Origin of the sequence: Methanobrevibacter smithii ATCC 35061 (assembly GCF_000016525.1) — an archaeon.
GTDB classification, from domain to species: Archaea; Methanobacteriota; Methanobacteria; order Methanobacteriales; family Methanobacteriaceae; genus Methanocatella; species Methanocatella smithii.
Window position 1 is genome coordinate 41165 of the sequence record NC_009515.1, and the last position, 11899, is coordinate 53063.

At 30.0% G+C, this 11899-nt stretch carries 5 protein-coding genes; all 5 read right to left on the bottom strand.

Annotation, left to right across the window (positions count from 1 at the left end; genetic code table 11):
- Nucleotides 1-158 precede the first annotated feature (158 nt).
- The 5 genes from MSM_RS00245 to MSM_RS00265 all read right to left on the bottom strand — a co-directional run bounded on the left by MSM_RS00245 (nucleotide 159) and on the right by MSM_RS00265 (nucleotide 11835).
- Nucleotides 159-7769: an Ig-like domain repeat protein gene (locus tag MSM_RS00245; RefSeq protein WP_048058658.1), complete on the bottom strand. Its 7611-nt coding sequence runs from the start codon at nucleotides 7767-7769 to the stop codon at nucleotides 159-161.
- 189 nt (nucleotides 7770-7958) lie between these two features.
- Nucleotides 7959-9329, bottom strand: coding sequence for a CCA tRNA nucleotidyltransferase (cca, locus tag MSM_RS00250; protein ID WP_011953649.1), 1371 nt, complete (start codon nucleotides 9327-9329; stop codon nucleotides 7959-7961).
- A gap of 4 nt (nucleotides 9330-9333) precedes the next feature.
- Nucleotides 9334-9891 carry an RNA 2',3'-cyclic phosphodiesterase gene (thpR, locus tag MSM_RS00255; RefSeq protein ID WP_011953650.1) on the bottom strand — a complete coding sequence of 186 codons (558 nt, stop codon included), beginning with the start codon at nucleotides 9889-9891 and terminating at the stop codon, nucleotides 9334-9336.
- 9 nt (nucleotides 9892-9900) lie between these two features.
- Nucleotides 9901-11007: a 3-dehydroquinate synthase II gene (locus MSM_RS00260; protein ID WP_011953651.1), complete on the bottom strand. Its 1107-nt coding sequence runs from the start codon at nucleotides 11005-11007 to the stop codon at nucleotides 9901-9903.
- A gap of 33 nt (nucleotides 11008-11040) precedes the next feature.
- The gene (locus MSM_RS00265; protein ID WP_004033933.1) at nucleotides 11041-11835 is read right to left on the bottom strand and encodes a 2-amino-3,7-dideoxy-D-threo-hept-6-ulosonate synthase; all 795 of its coding nucleotides are present in this window, start codon (nucleotides 11833-11835) and stop codon (nucleotides 11041-11043) included.
- Nucleotides 11836-11899 lie beyond the last annotated feature (64 nt).

An 11899-nucleotide genomic window follows, 5' to 3' on the forward strand; every position in this document is an offset into this window, starting at 1 on the left:
TTTATCCAACTATATGAATGCATGTAATATATATTTGCTCTAATACAATATAATCCTTTTGAAGATAAAAACAAATAATATCGCCTATACTTCAATATAACAGCATTATTAAAGTTAAAAAGAAAAAAAAGTAAAGAAGAATTTAAAATCTTCTTTTTTTAAGCAATTGTAATATTGTTTCCAATTTGGTATTCGTTCCAGATAGATGTGATGATATATTTACCTGGGTTTAAGCGTATATTCAAGTTAGCTATGCCGTTTTCATCTGTTGTTTTATGGTAGAATACACCGTTTACGTTAAATGATATGTTCTGCTTAGCTAATGCTTTGCCTTGACCGTCTAATGTTTGTGCAGTGAAGTTGCTGCCGTCTAAGTATTTCATATCAAGATCTTTAGTAATTAAAGTTGGCAATACTGTAATGTTGTTAGATACCCAGCAGCCTTCATATTCAGCTGTTACGATGTAAGTGCCTGGGCGTAACTTAATACCTAAGCTAACGATACCATTGTCATCAGATACTCTGTGGTAAAAGACTCCGTTGATGTTGAAGGTTACTTCCTGACCAGCTGCTACTTTACCGTCTTTACCAATTACTTTAAGAGTATAGCTGGATTCATTTAAGTAGTATTTAATCAAATCAGAGTTATCAACAAGTAATGATTTGACAGTTACTTTATTTGAGTTTTCCTCACCGGTAACAAGATTATAATTGGTTATAATGTATTCCTTAGGAAGCAGTTGGATGTTTAAAGTAGCTATACCTTCACCATTGGTAGATTTAGTATAGAAAACACCGTTAATGTTAAACTTAACAGTAGCGTTAACTAAAGCCTTACCGTTGCTGTCTAAGAATAGTGCAGAATACTGAGTTGCATTTCTAAACATTTTAACAATATCATAGCCAATAACAGTAGATTTAATTGTTACTGTTGAGCTAACTGTTGTGCTATTGTAAGTAGCTGATGCATTATAAACTCCGGCTTTTAAATTAATGCCCATTGAAGCAACACCACTCTTATTAGTGTATTTAGTATAATTCACACCATTGACAGTAAAAACAATTGATGCGTTAATAATTGGATTTCCTTGACCATCAATTAAAGTAGCTATAAGCTTGTCTGTTCCTCCCTGGAATTTAATAAGTTCATTAATACTTAACTTAAATTCTACAGGAATTACTGTTATGTTTCTAATCAAAGTAGCAGAAGCATATTTATCATCACCACTATAATTAATTTCAACACTATGATTTCCACTAGTTAAATTATTAATAACCACTTTAGCACTACCATTGTTTACAGCAACACTTTCTTTTTTACCATCTACACTAACAATTACATTTCCAGTAGCATCTTCAGGTAAAACAATACTTACACTTAAATCATTGCCACTAACATTTGTATCAGCTTTAATATCAGATGAATATTTATTTATTTTAAAAGTTGTATTAGCTGATGCAGAACCATATAAATCATTACCATCATATTTAGCTATAACATCATATGTTCCACTACTTAAATTAGCTATAGATAAAATAGCTTTATTGTCTTTTATTAAAACAGGATATTCCTTATTATTAACAATAAATATTATTTCTCCAGTTACACCATCAGTAACTTCCGCTTTAATAGTTACATCAGATCCAACATAAACATCTTCAGAAGTTAAATTTATAACAGACGGGAATTTGTTAACTGTTAAATTGTTTAGTGTTTTTGACGGAGCATAATATCCGCTACCTTCAAAGACTACTTCAATCAAATGAGTTCCAACACCTAAACTAGCTATTGGTATTGAAACATTACCAAATTCATCAGTAACTTCCTTCCAAACTTTATCTCCACATTTAATTATAATATTCATTCCAGACAATTCTTTTCCATGAATATCAGTTAATGAGATTGTATAATTCTCATTTATAAATAATTCATCATCTTTAACTACAATTACTGTTGGGAATGCATCAGGAGTGTTATTATAAACTTTATTTAATTGTGAAGCATTAACAGATTTATCTCCAAGGAATTTGCCAGATACCAAATAATTGCCCGTAACTGTATTTACCTGAGTATTGCGTTTATCAATCATTACTGTATAATCACCATTAGCAATTATTGTATTGTTATAAGCTTCTAATTTAGAGTATTTTACACTGTTTTTATCTCCAGTAACTATAATTCCAGTATTTGCTCCTCCAAGAACATCACCACCAGTAATAGGTCCAATTCCACTTCCTAAAGATTTAATTGTATTATTAAATACTTTAAGATTTTTAGAAGAAGACATTATACCCATTGTAATATTACCTTTTGAGATTATTGTATTTCCAGTGACCTTTTCATCATTTCCCATAAGCTCCATAGCATAAGCTGTATGAGCATTAGCTAATATTGTATTGTTTATATAATCAACATTAACCGCCCCATTTATTGCTTGTGAATATATTCCATAAACAACATCTAAAGCTTCAACACTAACAGAATTATTAAATAATTTACCTGTGATAGGGCCGTCTACTTCAATAGCATTTGCATAGTAATAATCACATTTTGAAGTGATGATATTGTCTGCAACATTTATGTTTAAACATCCGACAACATTATAATCACTGTCCATTACACTTACAAATTTTAAAGCATAGGTATAATTATGTCCTGTTACATCAATTATATTTGATTTGACAACAGGATTTTTAGAAGCTCTTATTAAAATTCCTTCAATAGTATCAAACATTCCGCCGAAAGTAGTATATGCATTTGTAACTCTATTATTTATGACTTTAACATTATCACTATTGTCTATAAAGACTGCTGCACTGTAAGTTATAGCTGCATAAGTAATTTTATCGTAATCAATTGCAAGAGAAGGCATTTTAGCATTGATAGTGTTATTTTCAATTACAGCACCTTTACAATCATCAATATGAACTGGATGATTAAGAGTTTTGCCTTTACTTTGACCAGAATATATGATTGTGTTATTAACTAACTGTAAATTACTTACTCCATTTGCATAAATAGCCATTGCATCAGATGTACCAACATCATTAAAATTAATTAATGAATTTTTAACAATAACCTTATCTACATTTGTTATATAAATACCATAATTCTGTTTATTTATATTTATTGTAAAGTTATCAACAGATATGCCATTACCGATTAACTCTAAAAAGATATTATCTAAAGTAGTTGAATTAGTGCCTTTAAGCTTAATAGCTCTGTCAATAGTAATTGTATTTACTCCAAGGCCACTAAATAAACCTGAAAATATTAATTCATTTGCATCAATACTTTCTTTAAGCATACCATCATTATCAAAGAAGTTGAAAAATGTTGAATTTGTTACAATTAAAGAAGTTGAAATGACTTTAAGGACTGCTTTATCCATACTCTGATTATAAACACCATTAACATCTCCATATTTTGCAACTATATTATAACTGCCTTCTGCATAATTATTTGATAGAACTAAAGTAGCTACACCATTTTTAACATCAGCACTACCTACCAGTTTATCATTAATATAAAACTCAACAGCACCCATAGGAATATTATTTCCAATTGTATCTTTTATGACAGCAGTTAAATTTATATTTCTACCTAAATTAACAGTAGTATCATTTATATTAACTGTTGTGTTTGTTTTAGCTGAATATAAGTAAACAGATTGACTATCTATAGTAGCTGAAATAATAGTTACTTTTTCAGGGATTGTGTACTCAACATTATACTGATTACTGAATGTTTCTGTAGGTGTTACAATTGTTACAGGACGTGCAAATTCTAATGCTTTATCTAATTTGGATCCGTCATTTAAAGTATCTAAAGCTACAATTAATAAAACTTTATTTCCTTGAGTAATGGGAGTATCATTAGTAAATGTCATTACAATCCATTTTGAAACAATTTCACCATTGACAAATGCAGACGGATTGTTATTAGTTCCCCACCAATTATTATCTGCTGTTATTTTGGTAATGACATAGCTACTAACTCCTTTGTATATAGCTGTGTTTCCATTATTGATTAAAGCAGAGTATGATATATCTAAAGTTGAACCTCTGATATAGATTGCTCCAGCTACATTATCTTTATTGTCTTCAAATACTGAATCAGAAATATCTAATTTACCCATTCTTTCAGTGTTTCCACCAATAAAACATATTGCTCCCCCACCATAATTTTCAGGTGAATTTGCAGTGTTATTGATGAATTTGGAATTTGTAATTTTTATTCCATCAATAAGCTGAAGGGCATGAATAGCTCCACCAGCAAAGTTTTTAGAAACTGAATTTGAAATAAATGAACAATTATCGATTAATATTTGTCCTCCAACAGCTTGAGCATAAATAGCTCCACCTGCATGATTATTCTCTCCTGAAGCTTCATTATCTTTAAATACAACATTTTGGAATTTGATATTGTAATTGTAATCATTGAATTTATCAATAAATATAGCTCCACCAATTGTTGCTTTGTTATTAGCTATTGTAGCATTAATTACTGTTAAATTACCTGCATTATAAATAGCTCCTCCATTCTTACTTGACTTTGAATTGGATAATGTAGTATTGATTAATGTTAAGTCACCAGCATTTCCAATTAAAGCTCCGCTTTCACTTAAAGTTCTTCCATTTGTAAAGTTAATATTTTTAATTATTACTTTTCCTTCAAGAATATATAAAACACGCTCAACATCTGCACCGCTAAGGGTTACACTGCCTTCACCAGCAATATTGTAATTTCCATCGATTTTTACATTTCTGACAATATAAGTTCCATTAAGAATTATAATATTACCATTTTTATTAATAGACAATGCCTTTTCAAGAGAAGCTACAGGAGAATCTATAGATCCGTCATTTGTATCTTTACCATCGGTAGAAACATAAGTTGTTCCATTATAATAATTTGCATTTAAATCTATAGTAATTGTCTGATTATCAAATTTAACAACAATAATATTTGCTGTTTGAGTTAAAACACTGTATTTTGAAACAGCCATTCCATTAGAAATAATTGCTTTATTTTTAGTTAAATAACCGGTTGTTGTATCAAAATTAACAACTAAACCATCAAATATATGATTATTTAAAACAGTTCCATTTTTACCGTCTTTTGTAACATAGTAATTTAAATTAGCTTCAATGTCAAATTGGTCGTAAAGAACAGGAATTCCCCTGTCATCATAAGTTACCTGTAAAATAATCCAGTTATCAATATTAACTCCATCGCCGGCAATATCTGCAGGATTTTTATTAGAACCCCACCAGTTAGTATTTGCAGTTATATAAATACCGCTAGATTTAGTTCCATGCTGAATAACAGAATTGTCTCCATTATTAAAAATAGCACAGTTATTTATATCTAATGTAATGTTTGAATTATCTGAAGAAGATTTATCATTATAAACTGCACCATTAGTATTATTATAAATTCTTGAATTGATTATAATTAAACTAGTACTAACACTGGATAAATCCTGATTTATAACAGCTGCTTTAGTACCAGTATTATTAGCTATTGTAGTGTTATCAATTGTAATTTTACTTCCATAATTCTGAATTGCACTTGGATAATTAATTGCTTTGTTAAAACGAATGAAAGAGTTGGTAATGTTTACAGTGGATGTTCTTGCATAAATAACTGCATTATTAGCAGTATTATTGTAGAAGTTACAGTTATCTACAATTATATTTGCATTTTCACCATAAAATGCTCCTCCCCATTTAGCAGTGTTATTGAAGAATTTTGAATTTTTGATTATTAAATCAGAATTATATGACTGAATTGTTCCGTCACTAAGAGCATTATTTGAGTAAATTTCACAATTTTCAATAGTTACTTTTGATGAAGCAGTATTGTAAATAGCTGATCCTCCTTTATTCCATCCGGATTTAGCTGTGTTATTGTTATGATGTAATTTAGAATTAGTAATTACAATAGTTCCTTTGTTAGTATTGTAAATAGCCCCACCATTTCCTGCTATATTTTCATATAAATTAACAGAATCCAAATAAAGATTAGCTCCATTATTGTAAATAGCCCCACCATCTTTAGCATTAACTGCATTTTTAACATTTAAATTTTTTAAATAAACTGTATTTCCGGAATTAATAGTGAAAACTACTCCTGAAGCATTACCGTCAACAACAACATTTCCTTCACCAGTTATATTTACATTTTTATTTACAATAACATTGTTTTCAACATAGTTTCCCTGAAGAAGAACTATTTTACCAGTATTTGCAAGTTCAATTGCTTTAGCTATTGTTTTAACCGGACTTAATTTAGATCCTTCATTAGAGTCATCACCATCTGGAGATACATAAATAGTATCTAAATCTTTAGTTACAATTGTAATATTTGTTTTTTGATTATTCAATGTTGCCCAGACAATGTTTTCTCCACTTTTAACTACATAATCTATTTTAGCCAGTCCATTTTTAATAGGTACCACTTTTTTAGTTCCATCCTGGAATTCAAAAGTAACATTTCCATAATCTGGAAGTTTATCATTTAATATATGTATATTTCCGTCAACATCAGTATATTTGGTTAAACCAGCTGCAACTGTAATTGTGTTTCCAGGTTTTATATTAGTTGAAGGAGTATAATCCATATCTAAAATAGCCCATTTATTAACTGGATTTTTTGTATCTTTAACTAATGTAGTAAAATCAGGATTATCACTTCCCCACCAGTTATAATCATAAAGGCTTGTTCCTCTTGAACCGCCATTTACAATAGTATTTCCATAGTAATCTGTATTATTTACAAAAACAGAATGAGTTACATTAATATAAGAGTTAACTTGCTGAATAACACCAATTGCTCCATTAATACCTTTATTATTTGCAAAAACACAATTTGTAATGTTAAATAATACATCTGTTGTAATACCAACACGTATAACTACACCGTATTTATCAGATGTTGGTGTAAACATTCCTTTTGCATCTAAAGTATTGTTAATAAAACTGCAGTTGTTAATTCTAAAATCTGCTCCAATAGTACTTACTCCAATAATTCCACCAGTATTAGCAGTAGAATAAAAATTTTCAAAAGTACAGTTTTCAATTAGTGTAGGGAACTTATTTCTAGAAAATGACAAAATAGAATTACCATATTTACCATTAATAAATTTGGAATTTGTAACAGTTGTTGTTCTAGAATCTTCATCAGCATTAACAACACAACCTAAACTATTGAAGAAACTGGAATTATCAATCAATAAATCTCCATTATTATAAAATACTAATTTATTATTAATAAAAGTAGAATTTATTACATTTAATTTGTTTTTATTGTTAAAAGCTGCACTATCAATCATATCTCCTTTACAATTTACAATATTGATATTTTTAAGAGTTAATTCCCCTTCATTTGTAATGAATGTAGAATATGAGCTTAAACCTGTTAAATTAACATTTCCTTCACCTTCAATTGTAACAATTTTAGAAGAAGGAATAGAAATAGAACTATATGAATATGCTCCATCAAGCATTATAATATTTCCGCTATTTGGAACAACATTTAAAGCATGAGTTAAACTAGCTAATGCTTTGTCTTTTGTTGAACCATCATTTGAATCACTACCAGTTTTAGAAACATAAACAGTTCCTGAAGTTGGTGATTCCAAACTAGAATCAGTATCACCAGCAGCAATTTCCTGAGAAGAATCAATACTACTTAATTGATAAGTAGTCGAATTATCACTCTCCTCAACTTCTATTGCACTTACCATGTTAATACTAAAGATTATTAATATTAACAGGACCAGTATAAAAATCCCCTTTGATTTGTTCAATTTTATCACTTTTCAATTAATTAGTTAATAAAGTAAAAAATACTTTAACATTAATTAATTATATTTTATTTACTAATAATCATTTCTAATTGAATTGAATTATAGCAATGAAATTTAAGGACAATCCAAAATTAAAAAAAAGAATTATCTAAATAAGTATTTATTTGGATTTAAAAAATCATCTAAAAAAGTTACGAAACTTTCATTACTTAAATCCAAATCATCTAATGAAAGGAGTTCATAGCTGGTAATTATATTATCCAAAAGATTTTTACCTACTTTTATTAAGGAAATATTTTCATAACTTAAAACATAATTAATAAAATCAGAAGCTGTTACAAATTCCCTTGAGATTTTAGAAACAACAAAATCATCTAAAATATAGCAGTTTTCAATTCCATGCTTGTCAATAAAGTTTTGTGAGCCTCTTTTAACAAAAACCTTCGGACCATAATGGATTTTTGTATTATTTAATCTGGACACAGTCATCTCAAAAAGCAAAACAGCTGTATTTTCCTCATCACTCCAGTAATCAGATTGGTAAACAGGAAAATCTTCATCATTTAATTTCTCAGCTAAAGACTCGGTTGTTTTTCTAAGCTGAGGATGAAGGGTATCCAAAGGAATGTCAGGAATATTAAATTTAACAGCTATTACATCACTGCCTCTTTTTTGAAATTCTTCTAAAATTTCATCTTTAGCAAATTTATTAGCTACCGGGTAAAAATACTCTTTTTTATTGTTGCTGGCTAAATAATTTCTTGCAGATTGGATAAATTCAGCCATTTTATCTAATCTTAATGCAGCCCCAACATTACGGTTCATATCAGTGGGATCTATTACGATTAACGGGTCATTAAACAAAGCTGCAGTACCATAACCTTCCAAATCAACAGTATGACCATATCTCCATTTTGAAGCTTCCTTTAAAGTGTTTTCAAAGGTCCCATATTTTAAAATCAGCAGTTCACACAGATAACCTGCAAAGCCCCCTACTTTAAATTCAGAGCCATATGTTCCTGTCATGTCCATGAATCTTTTTAAAAGAAGAACTTCTTCATTCTGGTCTTGTTCTAAATGAGATTTAATATATTTGGTATGTAAAATTGTCCTGTCAACTGCAGATTTCAGCTGGCTTCCGTCTTCAATTTTATAGCATGGAACAAAATCCACTTCAAAACCATTAATCTGACTAGTTACATATGGGTGAGATGCATAATGTTCACTGGCATCTCCATTAAAATAATCGCTGCATTTATATCCCAAATATAAACCTATTTTTTTAAGCTGTGCAACATCCACATCTAAAGGAAAGGAAATAAAGATATCAATATCTGATTTTCCGCTTAAATAAGTTTTCTTAGCTACAGAACCTACAAGTGAAGCACTAGCAGTGATGCCTTCATCTTTGCAGACTTCATTTAAATAACTGATTAATTTATCTGAAGTCTTAAGAATTTCTCTGCTTTCCTCTTTTGAAGGTTTAATCTCATTTAAAATCTGTTTATAATCCATTAAATCACAAATCGTAAGTTTTTAAATTTTCATAAATCGGACCTGAAGGCTTTAAAGTGCTTTTCTTAAAAGCAATGTTTGAAATATTCATTTCCCCAATTTCAACATTTTCAAACTCTTCAATAATATCTCTAACCTGATTTTTTCCTTTAGCTGATTTCATACGGCCAATAGTAAGATGTGTTGAGAATTTTTTATCCTTATCAAAACCTATAGCTGCGAATTCATTATCTAGCTTGTCATGTAACTGGACTAAAAGTTCGTCACTTTCAACTCCAATCCAGATAACCTTTATATGATTATTATTCGGAAAAGCTCCGCAGCCACTTATTTTAATATTAAATGGTTCAAAATCATCAGCCACTTTTTCAATTTTTTTAGAAATTAAATCTATACCTTCAGTATCTATATCTCCAAAGAATTTTAAAGTAAAATGCAAATTATTTAAATCAACAAATTTAATATTTGCATCAATCTTTTTAAATTCTTTTATGATTTTATTTACTTTAGGTTTAAAATCATCATCTAAATCAATAGCTAAAAAAGATCTGATTTGAGACATTAAAACACCTTACTGTTCAATTATTGTTTCATCAATAGCTATACCAAAATGTCTGGCATTTGATTCAACATATACTTTAACTTTATCCCCTATTTTGATATCAGCTACGGATAGAGGATTATTATCAGCATCAACTATTCTAATTGTTTCTGCATTCTGAAGAAGTGTTCTGATTGTTTTGCCTTCATATTCTGCTTCAATCAATATTAAAGGCCTTCTTTCAATTTTACTTCTTCCGACATATGCAGTTCTTGTTTCACCTTCTGTATTGACAATTAAAACTTCGTCTCCTGCAACAAGTTCTGAGAGGTATCTTGTTTTATTTCCCGGAACCATTACATATGCCTGAACAGGACCTGCATTTACTCTGAATGGTCTTGATGCTACATATTCACTTTCAAGTGACTCGCTATGTACTAAAAATAATGATTTGGAATATGATCCGATTAACATACCTTCTCCAGGTTTCATCATGTCAGTAGTGTCAACACATACTCTGTCACCTGAACCTAATGGTTTAACATTAGTAACAGTAGCTACTTTCAAATCATATTTTATTTTAGAAGCGTCTACAACTAACTGTGCTATTTTTTTAATCTGATTAAAATCATTTGCTTCAAATATTACTCCATCAGTACCATGTTCCAATGTTTCAATAGCCAATTTAGCTCCGTCTTCATCGGCTACTGCAGCTATTATTTTTACATCTGCTTTCTGCAGGTCTGCAATAATATTTTCCAATGGAATAACTGTCCAGTCAGTACTTATTAAAATAATGTAATCAGCAACAGAACCTAAACTGACAGCTAATTGCTCATGATTTTTATCTGTGATTTCTACATAAGCACAAACAGTTTTGCCTTCTCTTTTAGCTTTTTTTGCTTCCTGTAAATCTTGTGATTGGTTTAAATCTTCACTAAGGATTAAAGATCCGTCACCTTCACCATTTATTCCAACAAGATAAATATCTGCATCATCACTGTTAGCTACTATTTTTACATTTCCTAACTTTTGGATTTTATCATAATCATCTAAATCCAAGACATAGCTGATGCCTGATTCCAATGCAGTTGTAATCATTTCTTTTTTATCATCCCATGGCTTGTTTGGAGTCATTATCCAAGCGAATTTATTTTCCACAAAATCACCTTATTTCAAGAATTTTAAAGCTTCATTTACTTCTAAATCATTATGCACTACTTCTGAAATAGCTTTAGTTATTTTACCTGGGTTTTCAGCCTGGAAAAGGTTACGTCCAAATGCTACTCCAGCTCCACCAACTTCAATAGAATCTTTTACCATCTGCAATAATTCTTCGTCAGTATCCACTTTTGGACCTCCAGCTATTACTACAGGCACTAATGCTCCTTCAACTACTTCTTTAAATGAATCAGGATCCCCTGTATAATTGGTTTTTACAATATCCACACCAAGTTCTGAACCTACACGTGCAGCATGTTTAACTAACTCCACATCATGTTCATTTTCTACCTTTTGACCTCTCGGGTACATCATAGCTAAAAGAGGAATTCCCCAGTAACTGCAGGTTTCAGAGATTTCCCCTAATTCCTGCAACATTTCACTTTCTGTTTCACTGCCTAAGTTAACATGTACAGATACTGCATCTGCTCCTAACTGAATAGCTTTTTCAACAGAAGTAACAATTACTTTATTATTTGGATTTGGTGCTAAGGAAGTACTTGCAGACAAATGCACAATAAGACCTATATCTTTACCGTATCCTCTGTGGCCCTGTTCTACAATACCTTTATGCATAAGTATTGCATCTGCCCCACCTTGTGAAATGCTTTCAACAGTTTTATCTATATCTATAATACCCTTCATTGGGCCATTAGAAACTCCATGGTCCATTGGAGCTATTACAGTTCTACCGGTATGTCTGTTAATGATTCTTTCTAAACGAATCTTTTTACCAATCATCATATTTAATACCTCATTTATAACTATGAGTAATATTATCTTTAATGCACTATATAAACATTAATAC

Bases quoted from the DNA above. Each gene is read 5' to 3' on its own strand.
- cca (WP_011953649.1), bottom strand. From the start codon at position 9,329: ATGGATTATAAACAGATTTTAAATGAGATTAAACCTTCAAAAGAGGAA.
- thpR (WP_011953650.1), bottom strand. From the start codon at position 9,891: ATGTCTCAAATCAGATCTTTTTTAGCTATTGATTTAGATGATGATTTT.
- MSM_RS00260 (WP_011953651.1), bottom strand. From the start codon at position 11,007: ATGACTCCAAACAAGCCATGGGATGATAAAAAAGAAATGATTACAACT.
- MSM_RS00265 (WP_004033933.1), bottom strand. From the start codon at position 11,835: ATGATGATTGGTAAAAAGATTCGTTTAGAAAGAATCATTAACAGACAT.